This window comes from Pseudomonas sp. SDO524_S393 (assembly GCF_054071875.1).
In genome coordinates, this window is the sequence record NZ_JBSVVZ010000008.1 from 112,849 (window position 1) to 134,142 (window position 21,294).

Annotated in this window: 22 protein-coding genes; 8 read left to right on the plus strand and 14 right to left on the minus strand. The window is 62.7% G+C overall.

What is annotated here, in order from left to right:
• The first annotated feature begins 76 nt into the window (after positions 1-76).
• The gene (locus tag ACW9IB_RS06120) at positions 77-1,369 is read left to right on the plus strand and encodes an epoxide hydrolase family protein (protein WP_457412755.1); all 1,293 of its coding nucleotides are present in this window, start codon (positions 77-79) and stop codon (positions 1,367-1,369) included.
• A 7-nt stretch (positions 1,370-1,376) separates the two neighbouring features.
• On the opposite strand, the gene ACW9IB_RS06125 is transcribed toward ACW9IB_RS06120, so the two are convergent.
• Both ACW9IB_RS06125 and ACW9IB_RS06130 read right to left on the minus strand, forming a co-directional pair.
• Positions 1,377-4,229, minus strand: a complete 2,853-nt coding sequence (locus ACW9IB_RS06125) for an ATP-binding protein (RefSeq protein ID WP_457412756.1) — start codon at positions 4,227-4,229, stop codon at positions 1,377-1,379.
• Positions 4,230-4,231: 2 nt separating this feature from the next.
• Positions 4,232-5,446 (minus strand): MFS transporter, encoded by a 1,215-nt coding sequence (locus tag ACW9IB_RS06130; RefSeq protein ID WP_457412758.1) that lies wholly within the window; start codon positions 5,444-5,446, stop codon positions 4,232-4,234.
• Between the two features lie 103 nt (positions 5,447-5,549).
• Here ACW9IB_RS06130 and ACW9IB_RS06135 point away from each other — a divergent pair, with 103 nt between their 5' ends.
• Positions 5,550-6,365, plus strand: coding sequence for an AraC family transcriptional regulator (locus ACW9IB_RS06135; RefSeq protein ID WP_457412759.1), 816 nt, complete (start codon positions 5,550-5,552; stop codon positions 6,363-6,365).
• Here ACW9IB_RS06135 and ACW9IB_RS06140 read toward each other — a convergent pair.
• The 6 genes from ACW9IB_RS06140 to ACW9IB_RS06165 all read right to left on the minus strand — a co-directional run bounded on the left by ACW9IB_RS06140 (position 6,336) and on the right by ACW9IB_RS06165 (position 11,639).
• A complete protein-coding gene (locus tag ACW9IB_RS06140; protein WP_457412760.1) occupies positions 6,336-7,682 on the minus strand; it encodes a sensor histidine kinase in 1,347 nt (448 codons plus the stop codon). The genes ACW9IB_RS06135 and ACW9IB_RS06140 overlap by 30 nt on opposite strands.
• The gene (locus ACW9IB_RS06145; RefSeq protein ID WP_457412761.1) at positions 7,679-8,419 is read right to left on the minus strand and encodes a response regulator; all 741 of its coding nucleotides are present in this window, start codon (positions 8,417-8,419) and stop codon (positions 7,679-7,681) included. Before ACW9IB_RS06145 ends, ACW9IB_RS06140 begins: the two co-directional genes overlap by 4 nt.
• Before the next feature lie 5 nt (positions 8,420-8,424).
• Positions 8,425-9,858 carry a catalase gene (locus ACW9IB_RS06150; protein ID WP_457412763.1) on the minus strand — a complete coding sequence of 478 codons (1,434 nt, stop codon included), beginning with the start codon at positions 9,856-9,858 and terminating at the stop codon, positions 8,425-8,427.
• Positions 9,859-9,952: 94 nt separating this feature from the next.
• Positions 9,953-10,369, minus strand: a complete 417-nt coding sequence (locus tag ACW9IB_RS06155; RefSeq protein ID WP_457412765.1) for an Ohr family peroxiredoxin — start codon at positions 10,367-10,369, stop codon at positions 9,953-9,955.
• A 39-nt stretch (positions 10,370-10,408) separates the two neighbouring features.
• Complete coding sequence (locus ACW9IB_RS06160) at positions 10,409-10,780, minus strand: sigma factor (protein WP_457365688.1); 372 nt, start codon at positions 10,778-10,780, stop codon at positions 10,409-10,411.
• 79 nt (positions 10,781-10,859) lie between these two features.
• A complete protein-coding gene (locus tag ACW9IB_RS06165) occupies positions 10,860-11,639 on the minus strand; it encodes a creatininase family protein (protein ID WP_457365689.1) in 780 nt (259 codons plus the stop codon).
• 226 nt (positions 11,640-11,865) lie between these two features.
• Here ACW9IB_RS06165 and ACW9IB_RS06170 point away from each other — a divergent pair, with 226 nt between their 5' ends.
• The gene (locus ACW9IB_RS06170; protein WP_457412766.1) at positions 11,866-12,933 is read left to right on the plus strand and encodes an AI-2E family transporter; all 1,068 of its coding nucleotides are present in this window, start codon (positions 11,866-11,868) and stop codon (positions 12,931-12,933) included.
• Between the two features lie 3 nt (positions 12,934-12,936).
• Here ACW9IB_RS06170 and ACW9IB_RS06175 read toward each other — a convergent pair whose 3' ends face one another.
• The 3 genes from ACW9IB_RS06175 to ACW9IB_RS06185 all read right to left on the minus strand — a co-directional run bounded on the left by ACW9IB_RS06175 (position 12,937) and on the right by ACW9IB_RS06185 (position 13,998).
• Positions 12,937-13,119 (minus strand): hypothetical protein, encoded by a 183-nt coding sequence (locus ACW9IB_RS06175; protein ID WP_457365691.1) that lies wholly within the window; start codon positions 13,117-13,119, stop codon positions 12,937-12,939.
• A gap of 92 nt (positions 13,120-13,211) precedes the next feature.
• Positions 13,212-13,406 (minus strand): hypothetical protein, encoded by a 195-nt coding sequence (locus ACW9IB_RS06180; protein ID WP_457365692.1) that lies wholly within the window; start codon positions 13,404-13,406, stop codon positions 13,212-13,214.
• Between the two features lie 235 nt (positions 13,407-13,641).
• Complete coding sequence (locus ACW9IB_RS06185) at positions 13,642-13,998, minus strand: hypothetical protein (protein ID WP_457365693.1); 357 nt, start codon at positions 13,996-13,998, stop codon at positions 13,642-13,644.
• A gap of 156 nt (positions 13,999-14,154) precedes the next feature.
• Here ACW9IB_RS06185 and ACW9IB_RS06190 point away from each other — a divergent pair, with 156 nt between their 5' ends.
• Positions 14,155-14,973: a shikimate 5-dehydrogenase gene (locus tag ACW9IB_RS06190; RefSeq protein WP_457412767.1), complete on the plus strand. Its 819-nt coding sequence runs from the start codon at positions 14,155-14,157 to the stop codon at positions 14,971-14,973.
• A 251-nt stretch (positions 14,974-15,224) separates the two neighbouring features.
• On the opposite strand, the gene ACW9IB_RS06195 is transcribed toward ACW9IB_RS06190, so the two are convergent.
• Complete coding sequence (locus ACW9IB_RS06195) at positions 15,225-15,869, minus strand: YceH family protein (RefSeq protein WP_457365695.1); 645 nt, start codon at positions 15,867-15,869, stop codon at positions 15,225-15,227.
• Between the two features lie 116 nt (positions 15,870-15,985).
• Between ACW9IB_RS06195 and ACW9IB_RS06200 the strand changes: the two genes are divergently transcribed.
• Together ACW9IB_RS06200 and ACW9IB_RS06205 are read left to right on the plus strand one after the other, a co-directional pair.
• Positions 15,986-16,495, plus strand: coding sequence for a DUF1993 domain-containing protein (locus ACW9IB_RS06200; protein ID WP_457365696.1), 510 nt, complete (start codon positions 15,986-15,988; stop codon positions 16,493-16,495).
• A 157-nt stretch (positions 16,496-16,652) separates the two neighbouring features.
• Positions 16,653-17,810 (plus strand): MFS transporter, encoded by a 1,158-nt coding sequence (locus ACW9IB_RS06205; protein WP_457412768.1) that lies wholly within the window; start codon positions 16,653-16,655, stop codon positions 17,808-17,810.
• A gap of 3 nt (positions 17,811-17,813) precedes the next feature.
• On the opposite strand, the gene nhaR is transcribed toward ACW9IB_RS06205, so the two are convergent.
• A complete protein-coding gene (gene nhaR / locus ACW9IB_RS06210; protein ID WP_457412769.1) occupies positions 17,814-18,716 on the minus strand; it encodes a transcriptional activator NhaR in 903 nt (300 codons plus the stop codon).
• Positions 18,717-18,850: 134 nt separating this feature from the next.
• Between nhaR and ACW9IB_RS06215 the strand changes: the two genes are divergently transcribed.
• Positions 18,851-19,102, plus strand: a complete 252-nt coding sequence (locus ACW9IB_RS06215) for a hypothetical protein (RefSeq protein WP_457412771.1) — start codon at positions 18,851-18,853, stop codon at positions 19,100-19,102.
• 31 nt (positions 19,103-19,133) lie between these two features.
• Positions 19,134-19,883: a TerC family protein gene (locus ACW9IB_RS06220; protein WP_457365700.1), complete on the plus strand. Its 750-nt coding sequence runs from the start codon at positions 19,134-19,136 to the stop codon at positions 19,881-19,883.
• A 108-nt stretch (positions 19,884-19,991) separates the two neighbouring features.
• Here the strand turns inward: ACW9IB_RS06220 and ACW9IB_RS06225 are convergent.
• A partial coding sequence (locus ACW9IB_RS06225) for an Ig-like domain-containing protein (RefSeq protein ID WP_457412772.1) occupies positions 19,992-21,294 on the minus strand: 1,303 nt, incomplete at its 5' end.

Below are 21,294 nucleotides of genomic sequence, written 5' to 3' on the forward strand. Positions count from 1 at the left end.
GTCCCCCGCTGGCGCCGATGGTCTGATCGGCCTCGCACAGGCCATCAGGGCGCCGTGCGCCGACAGGAGATCCATCATGCTTGCAGCTTCGTCCCTTTCCCTCCGGCTTCGCTGCCGGGCCTCGTTGCTTGGCCTGGCGCTGCTCGCCGGCAGCCACGCCGCGTGGGCGGCTTCCGATGCCATCCGTCCCTACCGCATTCACGTCGATGACGCGCAACTGGCTGACCTGCACAAACGCATCGCCGCCACCCGCTGGCCCGACAAGGAAACCGTCAACGACGTTTCCCAGGGCGTGCAACTGGCGCAGGTCCAGGCGTTGGTCAAGTACTGGGGCAATGGCTACGACTGGCGCAAGGCCGAGGCCAAGCTCAATGCACTGCCTGAATTCATCACCACCATCGACGGTGTCGACATCCAGTTCATTCACGTTCGCTCGCGCAACCCCAACGCGATGCCGCTGATTCTGACCCATGGCTGGCCGGGTTCACAGTTCGAATTTCTCAAGACCATTGGCCCGCTGACCGACCCGGTGGCCTACGGGGGCCGCATCGAAGACTCATTCGATGTGGTGATCCCGTCGATCCCCGGCCATGGTTTTTCCGGCAAGCCCACCGAGCTGGGCTGGGGCCCGGACCGCGTCGCCAAAGCCTGGGATGTGCTGATGAAACGCCTGGGCTACAAACACTATGTGTCCCAGGGCGGCGACCACGGTTCGGTGATTTCCGACGCCCTGGGCCGCCTGGCGCCTCCCGGTCTGCTGGGTATCCACTTGAACATGCCGGCGACCGTACCGCCGGAGCTGGTCAAGCCGATCAACAGTGGTGAGCCGGCGCCTGCCGCGCTGACGCCGGAAGAGCGCAAGGCGTACACCTCGCTGAGTACCTTCTTCGGTCGCAACGCCGCCTATGGCGCAATGATGGTGACTCGTCCGCAAACCATCGGCTACCTGCTGGCCGACTCGCCGGCGGGCACGGCGGCCTGGATGTACGAGAAATTCGCCGCCTGGACCGACAGCGATGGCCAGCCCGAGCGCGTGCTCAACCGCGATGAAATGCTCGATGACATCAGCCTGTACTGGCTGACCAACACCGGCGCGTCCTCCTCGCGTTTCTACTGGGAGAACAACAACAATAACTTCAGCGCCGCCGCGCAGAAGACCGACACCATCAAGGTGCCGGTGGGCATTACCGTGTTCCCCCACGAGATTTACCAGGCGCCGAAAACCTGGGCACAGCGCGCCTACCCGTCGTTGTCGTACTACAACCAGGTCAGCAAGGGTGGGCATTTCGCCGCCTGGGAGCAGCCGCAATTGTTCAGCGAAGAACTGCGCGAAGCCTTCCGGCCATTGCGTGCGGCGGCCAAGCCCTGAGCCTCCATCAGGCTCGACAGGCCTCCAGGCGCGCCTGAAGCTGGCGCAGGTCCTGGGTGTCGAAGCCTTCCGAAAACTGCTCGCGGCACTGGCTCAGCAAACGCTGGGCCTCGCTGCCGCGACCTTGCGCCTGCCAGCGCGCGGCAAGATCGAGGCTGCTGCGCAATGCCCAACTGCGCGAGCCCTGCTGTTGGCTCAGCGCCAGGGACTCCTCCAGCAACGCCTCGGCCACGCGCTGATCGTCGGGCACCAGGCTGGCTTGCAGGCGCAGCAGTTCGGGCAGGGCGAAGGCATCGCCGCTGCGCCGGCAGTGGGCGAGGGTGGTGTCGACCTGCAGACGGGCCTTGTCGAGTTGGCCTTCCAGTATCAGGCCTTCGGCGAGGGCGATTTCAAACGTGGTGGTGAGCAGTTCGTAGCGCATGCCGTGCAGACGCGCCAGGGTTTCTTCGAGCATGGCCACGGCATTGCCGGGCTGCTGCGCACGAATGGCGATGGCGGCGCCAATGCCCGTGGCGGCGGCGATGTAGGGGCCAAAGGCATTGTCTTCGGCGATGGATTTGAAGGTGTGCAGGCGTTCGGTGGCGATGTCCAGGTCGCCGGTCCAGATGTAGATTTGCAGAGTCCAGACCAGCGCAATGCACGAGGTGGCGGCGTGGTCCAACTCGGCCGCCTCGCTTTCGACTTGCTGCGCACGCGTCCTGGCCTGGTCGGGAAAACCCATCAGCCACAGTGTGCGCGCCAGGCCCAGGCCGGTGCGGTTGCGATGGTCGAAACCGTAGTGAATGGTGAGGCTGCGTTGCGCCGGCAAGGTGTTGCGCAAGGAGCGTTCCAATGCCTCGCGCGCCAGCACCTGATTGCCCAACAGGTGATAGGAAATGCCCGCCAGCGAAGCGGCCACGGCAATGGCTTCGGGCTTGCCGATCACGGCGCCGACCTCTACCGCGCGTTCGGCCCAGGCCAGGGACGCGGCGAAGTCGCCGATGCGCTCGTAAAAGATCTGCAAGCGCCCCAACAGGCGCAATTGGGAGCGGTGATCATGCAGGCTGACGGCAATGTCCAGGGCCCGCAACAGGGCTTTCTCCGCCGACGCGCTGTTGCCCTTGGTGAACATCAGCACCAGGCCGAGGGCCGCCTGCAATTCCATTTCGGTTGGGGTGCCGAAAAAGCCGAGTTCCAGCAGCTCCGTGGCGCGCGCGCACCAGGTGCGGCATTCCACCAGCAGCGAAAAATGCAGGAACAGTTGCGCGCTGGCCGCCGCCAGCGGCAAGGCCAGGCCGGGGTCGCCCTGGGGGCCGAAGCTCCATTCCAGGGCGCTGCGGATATTGCCCAACTGGGTGCCCAGCCGTGCGGAACTGTCGAAGATGTCGTAGGGGTTATCGCCCAGGTGCTTGAGCAGTTCCATGTGGTACGCCGCGTGTCGAAAGGCTAGCGTGTGGACCTGTGCCGGGCCGCGCGCCAGCAGTTTTTCCCGGGCGTAGGCGCGGGTCATTTCCAGCAACCGATAGGCAGCGGTGGCGTTGCTGCGGTCCACGCTGACCAGCCCCTTGGCGGCCAGCTCGTCCAGTGTCGCTGCGACGCACAGGGAATCGATCCAGTCATCGGCGGCGATGTGCGAGGCCGCCTCCAGGGAAAACGGTCCGACGAACACCGCCAGGCGATCGAATACCAGGCGCTCGTTGACCGTCAGCAGGTCGTAGCTCCAGTCGAGCATCGCGCGCAGGGTCTGATGCCGTGGCTGGGCGGTCCTGCGGCCTGCCCAGCCCAGGGAAAAGCGCTCGCCGAGCAGGGTGTGGGTGGCGTGCACGCCATGCACGGCGACGCGCACGGCAGCCAATTCGATGGGCAGCGCCATGCCTTCCAGGCGTTGGCACATGTCGGCGATCAGGTGGGTATCGCAGGGCGCCAGGGTCAGCGCGGTGTTGTTGGCGCAGACCCGTTCGATAAACAGTTGCACGGCGGGAAACGCCAGCAGTTGCTCAACGCTCAGGCCCTGCAATTGCTCGGGAAACCCCAGCGGGCTGAGCCGGTACACATGTTCTGCGCGGGCGCGCAAAGGCTCGCGGCTGGTGGCCAGGATCGTCACGCCAGGGGCCGCATCGCGGATCTGCTCGACGATGGCGCAGACGGCATCGATCAGATGCTCACAGTTGTCGATGATCAGCAGCAGCCGTTGCGAACGCAGGTGCGCGAGCAACACCCGCATCGGTTCTTCGGCCTGTACGGCAATGCTCAGCGCACTGGCGAGGGCGACGAGCACCAGGTGATCATCCTCGACCTGGGCCAGGTCGACGAAGTACACGGGGCTATCCTCAGCGCCGCGATGGCCGATTTCCACCGCCAGGCTGGTCTTGCCCACGCCGCCGGGGCCGACCAGGGTCAGCAGCCGGGGTTGCAGCAGTTGCACCATGACCCGCGCGGCGTCCGCGTCGCGGCCAATCAAACCGGGGCGCGGCGGCAAGTCGCCGACGCTGGCCGTCCGCTTGGGGCTCTGTTGCGTGGCGAGGACGGCGGTGACACGGGTGATCGGCGCCACGAATGCATAGCCGACGCCCATCTGGGTATTGATGTAGCGTGCGCCGTCTTTGCCCTCGCCCAGAATGCGGCGCAGCCCGGTCATATGAAAGCGCAGGCTGCCTTCCTCGACGACGAAGTGGGGCCATACCAGGCTCATCAACTCGCGCTTGGACACCACAGACCCGGGACGTTCGAGCAAGGCGATCAGCAGGTCGAACGCGCGGCCGCCAATCTCCACCGGCACGCCATTCCTGGTGAGCAGGCGTTTGCCGGGCACCACGTGGAAGGGGCCAAAGGCAAAATACACATCTGCGGATTCAGGCTGATCGTCAGGGGCGAATGGCACGACTATCGGGCTCTCGACAAAGGCAAGGCAGGTTCAGGTGCGTTGGCCGGGGCCGGCTTGAGCAGCGGCGTCAGGCAAAGCATGAAGGCTAGCACGCCGAACAGCAGCGCATAGGCCAGGTCGTAGTTGCCCGTGTAGTCGCGCAACGCACCGAAACACAGCGGGCCCAGGGCCGCCACCAGGTAGCCGACAAACAGCATGAACACCGTCCAGGCGCCGGCCTCGGCAGGGGTGGTGGCGTTGTCCAGGGGCAAGGTCATGCCGACGGTGAACGACATCCCCAGGCCAATCGCTACCAGCCACACATACAGCGTTGGCCAGGCCGCTGGCGCAAACGCCATGCCGGCGGTACCCAGCAGGGCGATCAGCGTACAAATGGCCAGCAGGCCACGCCGGTCATGGGCCTTGCCGGGTATCAGTCCCGCGCCGACGCTGGCGACCGCGAACACGGCGGTGAACAGCCCAAGCAGGGTACCGGCGGACAAATGGGTCACGGCCCGTTCGGTGGACGCCGGCGCGAGCCAGGCAAAGAGCGCATAGACCACGAATTGGCTGGCGCCGAAATACAGCGCCACCAGCCACGCTTGCGGGTTGCTCCACGGCAGCCGTACCGAGCGGGCAGCCTGGAGCGCGGGCTGGGCAGTGCCGGCGGCGAACCGCCTGGCCATCCACAGCCAACTGATCACTGCCGTGACGCTCAACAGGCTCCACAGGCCAGCGCCCACGCGCCAGGAGTCGGCGAGTTCGGTAATGGGCGCGGTGAACAGCGCCGAAAGGGTTGCCCCCACGCTCAAGCCCGCGGCATAAATGCCCATGAAAAACGCCGGTCGGTGGGCAAAGTGGGTTTTGATCCAGCCGCCGATCAAGGCCCCGGCGATGGCGATGCCGACACTGATCACAAAGGTGGTGAGCAACAGTGACGTAGCGTTTGGCGACAGCGCCCGCAGCAGACAGGCAACCCCGATCAGCACCAGGGCCGCGATCACGCAGCGGTCGGTGCCGAAGCGCCGGGTGAGCGTGGGGGCCAGCAGGGCGAGAATGCCCATGCACACGTCCGGAATCGAGGTGAGCAAGGCTGCCTGGGTGAAGCTCAAGTCAAATTGATCCTGGATCAACAACAGGATCGGCCCGATGGACACGATGGCCGGGCGCAGGGCGATGGACAGCACCAACAGGCCGATGACGGCGGCCAGGCTGTGTTTGTCGGTGGAGGTCATGTCTGTGTGCTCTTCGAAAGGATGAGTCGAGCGGATCGTAGCAATGTGAAACAATCGACAAATGCCAGCTTGTATCGACAAAGTGACAACCCATGGAAACGCGATGAAGCAAGATGCCCGCACCGTCGGTAAGCCCGGCGGTTTGAACGGTCGCAGCGAGGACTACCTGGATTACCAGGACGTGCCGCGCGTGCTGACGGCGCTGGTGCGCGACCAGGCCGCCGGTGCCTACAACCCGCCGCACACCCACCGCCACGGCCAGTTGCTGTACGCGGTCAGCGGGGTCATGCGCGCGGTGGCCCAGGGCAGCCTGTGGTTCCTGCCGCCCAAGCGGGCCCTGTGGATTCCCGCCGAGGAAGAGCACGACCAGTTGATGCTCACGCCGGTGCAGATGCGTTCGATCTATATCCAGGCCGACGCGGCCGCCTGTTTTGGCGACCGTTGCCGGATCGTGGATGTTTCGCTGCTGCTGCGCGAACTGATCCTGGTGCTGGCCAATGAGCCCATCGAATATGCCCTCGACGGTCGCAATACCCATGTGGTGGCGTTGATCCTCAGTGAATTGGCGGCGGCCCGTACGTTGCCATTGCAGATCCCCTGGCCGGTGGATCGCCGGCTGCGGGTGGTGTGCAACGCGATTCTTGAAGCCCCCGGGCAAACCCATCGGGTTGAATATTGGGCCGACACGGTGGGGGCCAGTTCGCGGACCTTGATCCGTCTGTTTCTCAAGGAAACCGGCCTGACCTACCGCCAGTGGGTCCAGCAAGTGCGCCTGGCCTGCGCCTTGGAGCGCCTGGAAAACGGCGAACCCATCGGGCGGATCGCCCAGGAACTCGGTTACGTCAGCGCCAGTGCCTTCAGTGCGATGTTTCGCCGGGCCACCGGTGCTTCACCCCGCGAGTTTCTGGTCCGTGGCTGAGGGCGAGGACGCCTCGCAGCGCGGGAGCGCCAACTGCGCGCACAACCCGCCGCCTTCGCGGTTGTACAAGGTCAAGGTGCCTTGCAGGGAGTACGCCAGTTGCTGCGCGATCGCCAGGCCCAACCCGGTGCCCCCGGTGTTGCGGTTGCGCGAATTCTCCACGCGATAGAACGGCTTGATCACCTCGCAGAGCTGCGCCTCGGGAATGCCGGGGCCGCGATCCAGGATCTGCAGCAGCAGGCAGGCGTCGGAATGGAGCACGACGTTGACGGTGACCTGGTTGCCGAACTTCAGTGCGTTGTCCACCAGGTTCACCAGCACCCGGCGCAAGGCGTGGGGGCGTGTGTCGATGACGGTGCCGGTCGGCGCGCTGAGCACCACCTGTTTGCCCACGTCTTGATAGTCGAATACGAGGCTGTCCAGAAACGAATGCAGATCGACGCGGCGGCTGGGCTCGACGGTGCCGTCCATGCTGCGCGCGTAGGCCACGCCTTCGCGGACCAGGTGCTGCATTTCGCTGAGGTCGTTCCACAGTTTTTCCCGTTCTACCGACTCTTCCATCAGTTCGGCGCGCAGTTTCATGCGGGTGATGGGGGTTTGCAGGTCATGGGAAATGGCGGCCAGCAGTTGCATGCGCTCCTTGATATGGGTGGCGATGCGTTCTTGCAGGGTGTTGAAGGCGACCGCGGCATAGGCCACTTCGGTGGGCCCGCTTTCATCGAGGCGAGTGCCGCCGCCATTCGGGTCCAGGCGGTCGACGGCATTCGCCAGGCGGGTCAGGGGGTCAACGGCGATGCGCACGGCCAGCAGGGTGCAGCCGAGCAACAGTAACAGTTGAATCCCCAGGACCAGCGGCAACCAGGGTGACAACGGCGAAACCTCTGGCCGTACGTCAATGGTCAACGGGGTGCCGTCGCGCAGGCGCAGGTGCGCCTGATAATGCGGGCGTTTGTCGGGGATGGTAGTGAGGGTCAGCGGGTAATCCTGGCCCAGAATGGCTTCCAGCGAATGGGCGGAGGCGGGCGCCGTGGCCATGTTCATCGGCTGGCCGGGCAGCCCTTCGTCCAGTTGGTAGCGGTAGGTGGCGTGTTCGAAACGGGGCAACCAGGCGTGACGCTCCTCGGCGGGCAGGCGTTCGAGCATGGCAATCGTGGTGTTGATGTCCTGTTCGAAGTTGCCCAGCATCAGCGACATTGCACTCTGGTAGCGCTCATAGAACTGCAACCCGAACGACAGGCCGTGGGCGATGACCAGGCTGGTCAGGAAGATCAGGGTCAGGCGTGAGGCCAGGGAGCGCGGCCAGCGCGGCCCGTTCATGAGGCTTCCCCGAGGATTTCCACCGGGTAGGTGAACACATAACCTTCGCTGCGCACGGTCTTGACGTAGGCCGGGTCGCGGGCGTCGTCCAGCAGGCGCTGGCGCAGGCGACTGACCAGCAAGTCGATGGAACGGTCGAACAGGTCGGCATCGCGGCCCTGGGTGAGGTTGAGCAACTGGTCGCGGCTGAGCACTCGCTGGGGGTGATCGACGAAGACCCGCAACAGCCGGTATTCCCCGCCGCTCAGGTTGACGATAGTGCCCTGGGCGTCCATCAGGTGCCGCGCCGTGGTGTCCAGCCGCCATTTGCCGAAGGCCAGCAGGCGGCTCGCCTCGCTGACCACCAGGTTGGGGGGCAGCGAGCGCGCGCGGCGCAATATCGCATTGATGCGTGCCAGCAGCTCGCGGGCGGCGAAGGGTTTGGCCAGGTAATCATCGGCGCCCATTTCCAGGCCGATGATGCGGTCGGTCTCGTCACTGCGTGCGGTGAGCATCAAGACCGGCGTGGCCTTGTGTTTGCCGGCGCGCAATTCGCGGCACAGTACCAGCCCGTCATCGCCCGGCATCATGATGTCGAGCACGATCAGGTCCACCACCGTGGCGTCGAGCAGGGCGCGCATCTGTCGACCGTCCGAGGCGACCGTGGTGCGCAGGCCGTTTTTCTTCAGGTAATTGCTCACCAGCTCGCGGATCTCGCGGTCGTCGTCGACAACCATAATGTGATCGATATGGTCCATCTGGCTCACCCCAATAGTTCGATGGCGCGGGCAACGCCGGCGCCATAGGCAGGATCGGCCTGGGTGCAGTGCCGGATATGGCGTTCCTTGGCCGCAGCACTGGCGCCCTGGATCGAGCGGGCGGTGTTGTCGAACAGCGCCTGTCGCTGGGCCGGACTCATCAGGCGAAACAGCGCGCCGGGCTGGGAGAAGTAGTCTTCGTCTTCGCGATGATTCCAGTGCGCTGCGCTGCCGTGCAGGGTCAGCGGCGGTTCGCGGAAATCGGGTTGTTCGACCCATTGCGCGTGGCTGTTGGGCTCATAACCCGGGGTGCTGCCGGCATTGCCGTCGGTGCGCATCTGCCCGTCGCGGTGGTAGCTGTTGACCGGGCAGCGCGGGGCGTTCACCGGGATCTGGTGGTGGTTCACGCCCACGCGGTAACGCTGGGCATCGCCATAGGCGAACAGGCGCGCCTGGAGCATTTTGTCGGGCGAGAAGCTGATGCCCGGCACCACGTTGGCGGGGTTGAAGGCTGCCTGTTCGACATCGGCAAAGTAGTTGTCGGGGTTGCGGTTGAGCTCCAGCACGCCAACTTCGTGCAGCGGATAATCCCGGTGCGGCCAGACTTTGGTCAGGTCGAACGGGTTGATCCCGTAGGTGCCGGCATCGGCCTCCGGCATGATCTGTACGTAGAGTTTCCATTGCGGGAAACGGCCTTCTTCGATGCTGGTGTACAGGTCTCGCTGGGCGCTTTCGCGGTCATTGCCGACCACGGCGTTGGCCTGTTCGTCGGTGAGGTTCTGGATGCCCTGGGCGGTTCGCCAGGTGAATTTCACCCAGGAGCGCTCGTTGGCCGGGCTGATGAAACTGAAGGTATGGCTGCCAAAGCCATGCATGTGTCGGTAGGACTGCGGCAAGCCACGGTCACTCATCACAATCGTGACCTGGTGCAAGGCTTCGGGCAGCAAGGTCCAAAAATCCCAATTGTTCCGGGCACTGCGCATGTTGGTGCGCGGGTCACGTTTGACGGCGTGGTTAAGGTCGGGAAATTTCAGCGGGTCGCGCAGGAAGAAGACAGGGGTGTTGTTGCCCACCAGGTCCCAGTTTCCCTGTTCGGTGTAGAACTTGATCGCGAAACCGCGAATATCCCGCTCGGCATCGGCGGCGCCGCGTTCGCCCGCTACCGTGGAAAACCGCACGAAGATATCGGTGGTCTTGCCCACCTGGGAGAACAGGTCGGCCTTGGTGAAACGGCTGATGTCGCGGGTGACGGTAAAGTGGCCAAAGGCACCGGAGCCCTTGGCGTGCATGCGCCGTTCGGGGATGACTTCGCGGTCGAAGTGCGCGAGTTTTTCCAGCAACCAGACGTCTTGCAGCAGCACGGGGCCACGGGGGCCGGCGGTTTGCGAATTATTGTTGTCGACTACAGGTGCGCCGGCGGCTGTCGTCAGATTTTTCATGCTCGATTCCCTTTGTTCTGGTGGTTGTGTCAGGTGCCATCAGACCAGACCCCTCAGAACGCGGCGATTGCACGTAGGTATCGAGTCCTGAGCGTCAACTCAAGACGAAGCTCACCTCGATGTTGTGGCGCGTGGCTTTGGAGTAAGGGCAATTGCGGTGGGCCGCTTCGATCAGGCGGTGGGCTACCCCGGGGTCGATCTCGGGCAGCGACACGCGGACCAGCGCTTGCAGGAAAAAGCCTTGTTCTCCGTGCAGCAGGTCAACCTGGGCCTCGATCGCTGCGGTTGCCGGAAACGCAATCTTGCGGGCGTTGCAAGCGTGGCGCAGCGCGGCCAGCAGAGACGCCGACCAACACACCGCAAACAATTGTTCCGGGTTGGTGCCGCTGCCGGGGGCGCCGGGCGGGGAGAGTTGGACATCGAGGCGACGATCTTCGCTGTGCCCCGCGCCCTCTCGACCGCCGATGGTGAAGGTGTGACTGGAATACAGAATGTTTTCGATGCTCGGCATGGGCCTGTCCTGGGAAAGCTGACGGTGTGGGCACTGGGCTTAAATGGCCCACTGCAAGTGGGGAGGCGTCGATAGCGGGGCGGTGCTCGCGGCGGGCGTGTGATCGAGCAGCGTGGCGCGGGCGATGGTGAGCAGCCAGGCGCGAAAGGGTGTGGTCGAGTCGTAGTCCGCGCGGTGTTCCAGCACGGCCATGAACGCTTCGCGAGCCAGGCTTTCAACGCGCTCGGGCCGGATGCGCCCGACCTGGGCCTGACCCTCATAAAATGCGAGCAGGAGTGGTGCGATGTGCGTCGAGAGCCGCCGTGCGGCGCTTCGGTCGCCCTTGACCACCTGCGCCATCAATGTGCACAGCCCTTGATTGGAGAGCCGGTCTTCCTTGCACAGGCAGTGGCCGCGATCCTCTTCGGTCATGGTTGCATCCCTCTTGACGGCTGACGGTGGTGAGCGTCAAGAGTGATGCCTTGTGGGATTTTTTACCCGTTATGCGGTGTTAGCAGTTATTAGTCGAACCGCTCACAGGACCTGTCGGTGCCGATTCGTGGCTGAACGCCTCCAGCTCGCGCACCAGGCTCCGGGCAGCCAGGCTGACCAGTTCACCGCCTTTTTCCGGTGTGGCCTGGCCTGGGTCCGAGCCCATGCGGCCGTCGGGGAAACGTGCGCGAAAGTCATGGGCCTCGCGAATCGGTCCGGAATTGGCGATTTGCGGTGAATAGCTCGCGGACTTGATCGAGTCGGGGTAAGCCCATTGGGTGACCGCGATCTCCGAAGGGGTGGCATGGATGCCATGGCCGGTGGGGAATTGCTGGTTGGCCAGGGCGCCCACGCCTTCCAGGTCCCACCAGTTGGTCAGTTTCAAGGCGAAGCCGGCGGGGCGCCGGGCGAAACTGGCTTCGGCGTACAGCTGAGAAAACGCCGCTTCGATCGAGGCAATGTTGCCGCCATGGCCGTTGAGAAAGAAAATTTTCTCGAAACCATGGGCGACCAGGGAGCGGGTCCAGTCCTCGATCGCGGCAATAAACGTGGAGGGGCGCAGGGTGATGGTGCCGGCAAAGCCGAGGTGATGTTGCGCCATGCCGATATTGAAGGTGGGGGCGATGAGAATATCGGCGTTTTCCTGCGCCTGATGGGCAATGATTTGCGGGCACATCCAGTCGGTGCCCAACAGGCCGATGGGACCGTGCTGTTCGTTGGAACCAATGGGGATGACGATGGTGCGGCTGCGTTCGAGGAATTGCTCGATTTCAGACCAGGTCGACAGGTGTAAAAGCATGGTGGCCTCACTGTTCAGCAGGGCTCCCGGGGGAGCGTGATGGAGCATCGGGTGTGCCGGGCCATCTCATCACGGGGGGTGGGCTGCGGACATTGCACGATGGTGTCGATCAGCGGGCAGGGTGCCGGTCTATGCTTGTTCGAGAACCCCGGGGCACTCCCGGGTTCCGCCGCGGACTAAGCAACAGGGCCTGCACGGGCCCGTAGCTTTCTGACATGGACCGGACATGAACCCAACCAACCTGCAATTCAAGACGCTGGTGCTGCTGCTGGCACTGGTGACCATCGCCTTTATCTGGATATTGCTGCCGTTCTATGGCGCGGTGTTCTGGGCGGTCATCCTGGGCATCATCTTCGCCCCGATGCAACGCCGCCTCCAGCTGCGCCTTGGCTGGAACCGCAACCTCACGTCGCTGACCACCTTGAGTGCGTGCCTGGTCATCGCGATTCTGCCGGTGATCATCACCAGCGCGTTGCTGGTGCAAGAAGGCGCAACGCTCTACAAGAATATCGAGAGCGGCAAGCTCGACGTGGCCGGCTACATCGAGCAGTTCAAGAACGTGTTGCCGCCGTACTTCCAGCACCTGCTGGACCGTTTCGGCATGGGCAATCTGGAAGGGCTGCGGGAGAAGATCGTCAAGAGCGCGATGCAGGGCAGTCAGTTCTTTGCGTCCCAGGCCTTCAGTTTTGGCCAGGGCACCTTCGATTTTCTGGTGAGTTTTTTCATCATGCTGTATCTGCTGTTCTTCCTGCTGCGCGACGGCCCGGAGCTGGTGCGCAAGGTGCGCACGGCGGTGCCGCTGGCCGAGCCGCAAAAGCGCCGGTTGCAGCTCAAGTTCAATCGGGTGGTGCGCGCGACGGTCAAGGGCAACGTGCTGGTGGCGGTGACCCAGGGCGCGCTGGGTGGTTTGATCTTCTGGTTCCTGGACATTCCCAGCGCATTGCTCTGGGCGGTGCTGATGGCGTTTCTGTCGCTGCTGCCGGCGGTGGGCGCAGGGATTGTCTGGGGACCGGTGGCGGCCTATTTCCTGTTGAGCGGCGCGATCTGGCAGGGCGTGGTATTGGCCTTGTTCGGCGTGTTCGTGATCGGTTTGGTCGACAACGTGTTGCGCCCGATCCTGGTGGGCAAGGACACCCGCATGCCGGACTACCTGATCCTGATCTCGACGCTGGGCGGTCTGTCGGTGTTCGGTCTTAACGGGTTTGTGATCGGACCGCTGGTGGCGGCGTTGTTCATGTCCACCTGGGCGCTGTTTGTCGAAAGCAAACCAAGGGTCAAATTGCCATTGCCTTGAACCTCAAGCGTGGAGCCGGAAGCGGGCGACGTGTTGCAGTTGTTGTTCGGCGTCTGACAACGAGGTGAGCGGGCCGCTGATGGCTTCGCCGTCGCGGACCAGGTACCAGCAGGCGAGCAGGCCCAGTTCCCGAAGGGGAGCGGGGACGGCGCTGCCGATGACGGACATGATCTGAATAGTGGGCATGGGAGACCTCCAATAACTATGGAGGTCACCTTACGGGCCCGGGGCGCCGGGGTGAAATCACCTGTCTCGATAGTCGACATCGACGTGAGGCGTCAGTCCACCACCTGGTCAAGCATGATCACCACTTCCTGCTCGCTGACCAGGCCCTTGCGCACCAGGTTTTGCGCCAGCAGCGCGAGGAACTTCGCGCTGCGGTGGCCCTCCAGGTGTTTGAGCTCGGTGAGGGCGCTGTAGACCTTGCTGGACGTACACAGGCCAGCGGTGCGGTGCGGGTTTTGCGTGGGCATGGTCAGTCGTCCTTGTTGTTATAGGGTGGACAGGGATCGATAGTGGAAGCACGTTGTGACGCAAACATGACAGTGCGAGCACCGCTCGGGCAAGTGGCCATTGGTATCAATCATGAGCGATTACCCCTGAACCATTGTCCCCACAGCGACCTTGACGCGGCCAATTCAGACCCGGCGCACAAAAAAAGGCCCCGCGTGAGGGCGGGGCCTGTTTTGAATGGCATCGGTCCGACGTTTACCAGCCGCGACGGTAATAGCCATGGGGAGGGCCGTAGTAGTAGCCGCGCGGTGGGCCGTAATACACCGGCGCCGGGCGGTAATAGACCTGTTGCTGCACATACACCGGTGGCGGCGGAGCGTAGTAGACCGGCGGCGGGGCGGCATACACCGGTTGCGGCTGAACATACACGGGCTGCTGCACATAGACTTCACGTGGCTGGCTCGCCACGACGGAGCCCACCACGGCGGCGCCGATCAGCCCACCCAAGACGGCCGGGCCACCCCATCCACCACCGTGGGCGGAGGCTTGGCCTGCCATAGCGAGTGCACCGATAAGCAAGGCGATCTTGGGGATTGTACGAATCATGGTCATTCCTCGGTTAGCCCCTGCGCTTGTGGTCCGCAATCAATAGACTCAAGTAATGTCGCGGGGATACTTTTAAGACAACGTATTTCTGAAAAACAGCACAGCCGATAGGTAAAGGTTGTGTAAGGTCTGTACCGATTTGCTTACTCAAAGGAGTTATTCATGCAGATGCACCCCAACAAGGACACCCAATTGTGCATGTCATTGTCGGCGCGCCCCGGGAATTTTGGCCTGCGTTTCCATAACCACTTGTACGAACAGCTGGGTCTGAATTTCTACTATAAAGCCTTCAGCAGCCAGGATTTGCCCGGCGCGATCGGTGGTATCCGCGCCCTGGGCGTGCGTGGTTGCGGGGTGTCCATGCCCTTCAAAGAGGCGGCCATCGCCCTGGTGGACGAATTGGACGAGTCGGTGAAAGCCATCGATTCGCTGAACACCATCGTCAACACCGACGGCCATCTCAAGGCCTACAACACGGACTACATTGCCGTTGAGCAATTGCTGAAAAAACACCAGGTGCCCAAGGACTCGACCTTCGCCCTGCGCGGCAGTGGCGGCATGGGCAAGGCCGTCGCCAGCGCCCTGCGGGATGGCGGCTACGCCAACGGCGTGATCGTGGCGCGCAACGAAGCCGCAGGCCGTGCCCTGGCGCGCAACCTGGGGTACGAATGGCAGGCGGACCTCGGTAAATTGCGCCCGCAGATGCTGATCAACGTGACGCCCATCGGCATGACCGGCGGTGCCGAGGCCGATGCACTGGCCTTTGACGCAGACGCGGTGGATGCCGCCGAGACAATCTTCGATGTGGTAGCGATCCCCGCCGAAACACCGCTGATCGTGCGGGGGCGAGCCCAGGGCAAGCGGGTGATTACCGGGTTGGAAGTGATCGCGATCCAGGCGTTGGAGCAGTTTGTGCTCTATACCGGGGTTCGGCCGACGCAGGCACAGTTCGAGGCGGCAGTGGCGTTTGCCCGGGGTTAGTGGACACATGGAGAACCCATGTGGGAGCAGCAAAAACATCTTCGTAGCCTGACATACCGCTTTCGCAGCCTCGCCGGGGCTCGACAACTCCCACAGGGTACTTGCAGCGACTGGAAAAACGTTGCCGGCAGGGCCATCGCGCCGGACCAATGTGGGAGCTGGCTTGCCTGCGATAGCGGTGTTTCAGTCACAGGTATTTGACCTGTCAGATCGCTATTGCAGGCAAGCCAGTCCCCACATTTCAGCCAGTGTCAAGCCTGTTCCAGCAGCGCCAAGCGTTCTTCCAGTGCCGCAATCCGCGCTTCCAGCTCTTCGACGCGCTCGATTGAAACACCACCGGTCCCACGCTCCACCGGATTGCCCCGCGCGGCGATGATCGCCTCGATATCCGCAGGGTCCCCAAGCGCGTGGGTATAACGGTCTTCCCGCTGCCCGGCCTGGCGCGGCACCAGCAACGCCAGGCCACGCGCAATCAGGCGTTCCAGCTGGTGCACCACTTGCTCGGCATCTTCGAAGTCATGCATGCGCCCGCTGCGGGTCAGCAGTTCGTTGACGGTCTGCGGCCCGCGCAGGAACAGCAAGCCGATCAGGATCACCTGGGCCGGTACCAACTCCAGGGCCTTGTCCACGCGATGTTCCCAGCGGTCGGCGCGGCTGCCCATCACCAGGCGGGTAAAACCCTGGCCTTCCAGCGTGCGCAGGCTCTGGCCGACCTGCCCCTGGCTGAGGTTGGTCACCGGTTCGCGGCTGGTTTTCTGGTTGCAGGCCAACACCAGGGCGTTGAGGGTCAGGGGGTAGGTTTCCGGGTTGGTCGCCTGTTTTTCGATCAGGCAGCCCAGGATGCGGATTTCCGTGCTGTTCAGGCGCGGCTCGGGGGTGTCGGTCTCGTGCGTCATCGCGCTTTCCCTATGCTGTGAACTGCCTAGCCTATGCCTGAAAAAATAAAAGACAAGCGGTGAGCATGTCTATAATCGCCGCTGGTTCAAACCGTGCCATTACCCATGAGATTGCCATGACTATTTCCCTGTACGCCGCTTCCATCCCGGTCTTCAAACAAATGCTCACCGCCCTGAGCGGTGTGTTGAGCAAAGCCGAAGCCCACGCCACCGCCAAAAACATCGAACCCAACGCCTTGCTGCAAGCGCGTCTGTTCCCGGACATGTTCCAACTGGTGCGCCAGGTGCAGATCGCTGTCGACTTCGCCAAGGGCGTTTCCGCGCGTCTGGCCGAGGTTGAAGTGCCTAAATACGACGATAGCGAGGTGACGTTCGCCGACCTGCAAGCCCTGATCGCCAAGGTGCTGGCGTTTATCGACACCCTCACGCCTGCACAGATCGACGGCAAGGAAGGCATCGAGATCGTCACCCGTCCAGGCACGCCGAAAGAGAAGCGCTTCAGCGGCCAGTCCTACCTGCTGACCTACGGCCTGCCGCAGTTCTTCTTCCACATCACCACCGCCTACGCCCTGCTGCGTCACAACGGTGTGGAAGTGGGCAAGCGCGATTACATGGGCGCGTTCTAAGCCGTCCCCCTGAAGCCCGGTGTGTGCCTGAGGGGACCGCCGGGCTTTTTCATGCCCGCTGCATGACACACTCTGTTAAGATTCAGCATCCTTTTAAAGCCTACTTGTCAGCGAAACCTTCGGGTTGTCGTTGATGTTGTCGTTTCCGGAGTTTTTGATGCTGTTCCCTATTTTGCTGTTGTCAGCCGCCGGTTTTACCGTGCTGACCACAGAGTTCGTGATCGTCGGGCTGTTACCGTCCATCGCCCGTGACCTGCAGGTGAGCGTGTCCCAGGCCGGCTTGCTGGTGACCCTGTTCGCATTCACCGTCGCCGCCTTCGGGCCGTTCCTGACGGCCTATTTCTCCCGCTTCCAGCGCAAGCGCCTGTTCATCGGCATCCTGATCCTGTTCGGCGTCGCCAACACCGTGGCGGCGCTGGCGCCGAACATTTGGGTGATGGCCGTGGCGCGGTTGATCCCCGCACTGGGCTTGCCGGTGTTCTGGGCCCTGGCCAGTGAGACGGCGGTGGATATCGTCGGCCCGGACTTTGCCGGGCGCGCCATCGAGAAGATCGGCTTCGGCATCGTCTGTGCCACGGTGTTCGGCATTCCGGTGGGCACCTTGATTTCCGATATGTTCGGCTGGCGCACGGCGTTCGCGATCCTCGCCGTGGTGGCGTTGATCAAGGCCCTGCTGCTGTTCATTTATCTGCCGGTGACCCGGCCTGCGAATGCTCAGGTCACGTTGCGCTCGCAGTTCAGGATCCTGCGCAACCCGTTGATGCAGGGGCATATCCTGCTGTCGATCCTGGTGTTCAGCGGCATGTTCACCGCCTACACCTACCTGGCCGATATCCTTGAGCGCCTGGCCGGGTTCGACGGCACGCTGGTGGGCTGGTGCCTGATGGGCTTCGGCGCTGTCGGCCTGCTCGGCAATGCCCTTGGCGGGCGCGCGGTGGACCGTCACCCGTTGATCGCGTCCATGGTGTTCTGTGGCTTCATGATCGCCGGCATGGTCGCGTTGGTGCCGGCGATTCACTCCACCATCGGCCTGGCGGCGGCGATGGCGATATGGGGCGTGACCCAGGCGGCGATGTTTCTGGTCAGCCATGTGCGGCTGATGAAAGCGGCGCCCCATGCGCCGGCGTTTGCGGCATCACTGAACATCGCCGGCGCCAACCTGGGCATCGGCCTGGGGGCGATGGTGGGTGGGCATGTCATCGACACCCTGGGACTGGGCAGCCTGGGGTTCGCCGCCTCCGGGTTTATCCTGGTGTCGATCCTGCTGGCGTTGTGGTTGATGAGCGCCAAACAGCCGGTCGTGGCCAACCCCTAGCAGTCAGGGCAGGGCGGTGAACAACTCCCGTCGAGCGCCTTCGGTAATCGCCACGATGCCGGGGTGCTTGACCTTGCGCTCCACCGAAATCGCATAGAACGACTCGCTCACCGCATCGGTCTGGCCGATCAGCGCCACACCGTATTGGCGCACCACTTCATCGGCGATCACGCTGGGGGCGATGAAAATCCCGCTGCCGGATTGGCCGAATGCCTGCATCAAGGCGCTGTCGTCGAACTCGCCGATGATCTTCGGTTGAATCTGTTGCTCGGCGAACCAGCGCTGCAAACGGCTGCGCACCACCGTCTCCGCCCCTGGAATCAGTAACGGCGCGCCCTGCAAGCAGTGTGGGAAATCGCCGCCGTATTCGTCAGCCAATGCCTGGGTGGCGAAAAAACTGATACCGCACTCTCCCAGTTTCTGGCTGTAGCCCTTGATGTCCAGGTGTGTGGGCATGGGGCTGTCGGAGATCACCAGGTCCAGGCGCTGGATCGCCAGGTCGGCCAGCAGCCGTTCGAGTTTGTCTTCACGGCAAGTGATGCGGATCGGCTCGCTCAGCTCCATGGTGGGCGCGATCAGCCGGTACACGATGGATTTGGGCACCACATCCGCCACCCCGACCCGGAACAGGATCTGCTGTTCATCGGGTTGTGCGCGCAGCATCGCCTCCAGCTCGTTCCCGGTCTGGAACATCTGTTCGGCATAGGGCAGGGCCTGGCGCCCGGCTTCGGTCAACTCCAGCTGCCGTCCCACCCGCTGGAACAGCGCGACACCGAAAGTCTGCTCCAACAGGCTGATCTGACCGCTGATGGTCTGGGGCGTGAGGTTCAGTTGTTCGCAGGCCCGCACGATGCTGCCGGTCTTGGCCACGACCCAGAAGTAATGCAGTTGTCGGTAATTGAGCATGATCATCCTGGATTCGTGAAAACCGAAGTATACGTGAGAAAAATACGAATTTTTCTGAAGTGTTCATCTGCATAGAATGCCTCGCTATCGCGGGGCCACTACTTGGACCCAATGGTTCTAACGAGGAACACAGCATGAAACTCAATGTTCTGGGCGCGGCGTCGTTGCTTGCGCTTTCATTAGTGATGGTCAGCGGCTGCGACCAGGTCGAAAAGAGCGCACAGCAGGTGATCGGTAAAGCGTCCGAGTCGGCCAGGCAAGTGATCGATGAAACCCAGAAAGCCGCCGAGCAGGCATTGAGTGAAGCAACCCAGGGGTTGATCAACCCCGAGAAGCAGGAAGAGGAGGCAGAAAACGCCTCTGAATCCGACACTAAAGAAACCTGATTCCCCAGCACCCTCACTTCAGGACTGACCTATGGATTACCTTTTACAGCTGGTTGCCAGCCCCACCGCCTGGGTTGCATTGGCCACCCTGATCGTCATGGAAATCGTGCTGGGCATCGATAACCTGATCTTTATCTCGATTCTCACCAACAAACTGCCCGAGAAGCATCGCGCCAAGGCACGACGCATCGGTATCAGCATGGCGCTGGTATTGCGGTTGGGCCTGTTGAGTACCATTGCGTTCATCGTGCAACTGACGGCGCCGGTGTTCGAAATCTTCGGCCAGGCGTTTTCGTGGAAAGACATGATCCTGATCGCCGGTGGCCTGTTCCTGGTCTGGAAGGCCACGACCGAGATCCATCACAGCATGGACCCCGAGCCGGAAGAGAAGGCAACCGTCAGCAACACAGTCGCCATCGGCTTTGCCGCGGCCATCGGCCAGATTCTGCTGCTCGACCTGGTGTTTTCCATCGACAGCATCATCACCGCCGTGGGCATGACCGAGCATTTGCCGATCATGATCATTGCCGTGGTGACCTCGGTGATCGTGATGCTGGTGGCGGCCGAACCGCTGGCCAAGTTCATCAACGACAACCCGACCGTGGTCATGCTGGCCCTGGGCTTTTTGATCATGATCGGCATGACGCTGATCGCCGAAGGTTTCGGCGCCCATGTGCCTAAAGGCTATGTGTATACGGCCATGGCGTTCTCGGCGGCCATCGAGTGCTTGAACATCGCTCGACGCAACCGGCACAAGCGCTTGCTGGCGGCCCGGCAATAACGGGCAAAAAGAAAGGCCGGCTGTACGCGTGAGCGTGCAGCCGGCCTTTTGCTATCTGGCTGAAGCCAGGCGCCGGTTGTTCTACAGAAGAACGACCGGCTTATTGGCTTACCCCAGTGTGTGGGCAGTTTCTGGCTGCCAGAGCTCCGGGGAGATAACCGGTGAGAACACAGGGATGCCGTCTGTTGTTTCAACGAGCGCCAGGCTCTCATCGAATCCGCCAAGCGACAGATCCAGGACCGCCTCGCTGATCGGTGCGATATCCGTTTCCCCCACGAACAATTCGGAAGAGGATTGCAGCAGGTCCGCCAGCGACGGCAGCCCCTCGTAGGCAGAAACCGATGCCTGCGGGCTGGCGGCTTCCACGTTCAGTACGAAAGGCTCAGAGCGCACGCCATCGATTTCTACCGTGAACGTATGGGCTCCGGGGGTCAGCGTTCTGAATTCCGACGGCTGGAATGTCCAGCTGCCATCACCGTCGACCGCGACAGCGCCGATAAAAACATTGTTGTCGTAGACGAATACGCCGGCATCCGGCTCGCCACGCCCGCTGAAGACAGGGCGGTCATCATCGGTGATGCCTCCGTTGGCAACGCTGCCCGTCAGCGGACCGGCATTGTCGAACGCACTGTCGATCTGCGGCTGGGGGGCTTCCGGAACATTTTGTACAGTCAAGGCAAAGGGCTCTGAAACCACGCCATCTCCGGCAAAAGTGAATAGGTGTTCACCTTCGCTCAGCTTGTGGAGGTTGCCGGTATAGGCCCAGTGACCGTCCTGATCGATTGACACGTAGTCAATGATTTTGCCGTTGTCATACACCTTGAGCGTGGTGTTCGGTTCGCCCTGGCCCTGGAACGTTGGTCGCGCATCGTCGGTGACGCTGCCGCTGACCAGTTCGGTGACGCCGCCAATATTGTCGACCACCGAGTCGATGGTGGGTTTGATCGAATCCGGTGCACCGATGGTCAAGGTAAACGGGTCGGAAGTAACGCCTGCGGTCACCACGGTGAAGAAATGTTCTCCCTGGCCCAGTGTGGGAACGGGGAAATACCAGCTGCCATCTGCACCCGCGTAGGCATTGCCAATCTGAACATCGCCGTCGTAAATCGCCACCCGCGTGTTCGGCTCTGCCTTGCCGATCAGGGTCGGGGTTGTGTCATCGGTGAGGCTGCCGGTCGCCAGCTCGCCGGTTTTGCCGAAGTCGTCGTAGGCATGATCGATGGACGGCTTGAGCGAGTCCGGTGCACCGATGGTCAAGGTAAACGGGTCGGAAGTAACGCCTGCGGTCACCACGGTGAAGAAATGTTCTCCCTGGCCCAGTGTGGGAACGGGGAAATACCAGCTGCCATCTGCACCCGCGTAGGCATTGCCAATCTGAACATCGCCGTCGTAAATCGCCACCCGCGTGTTC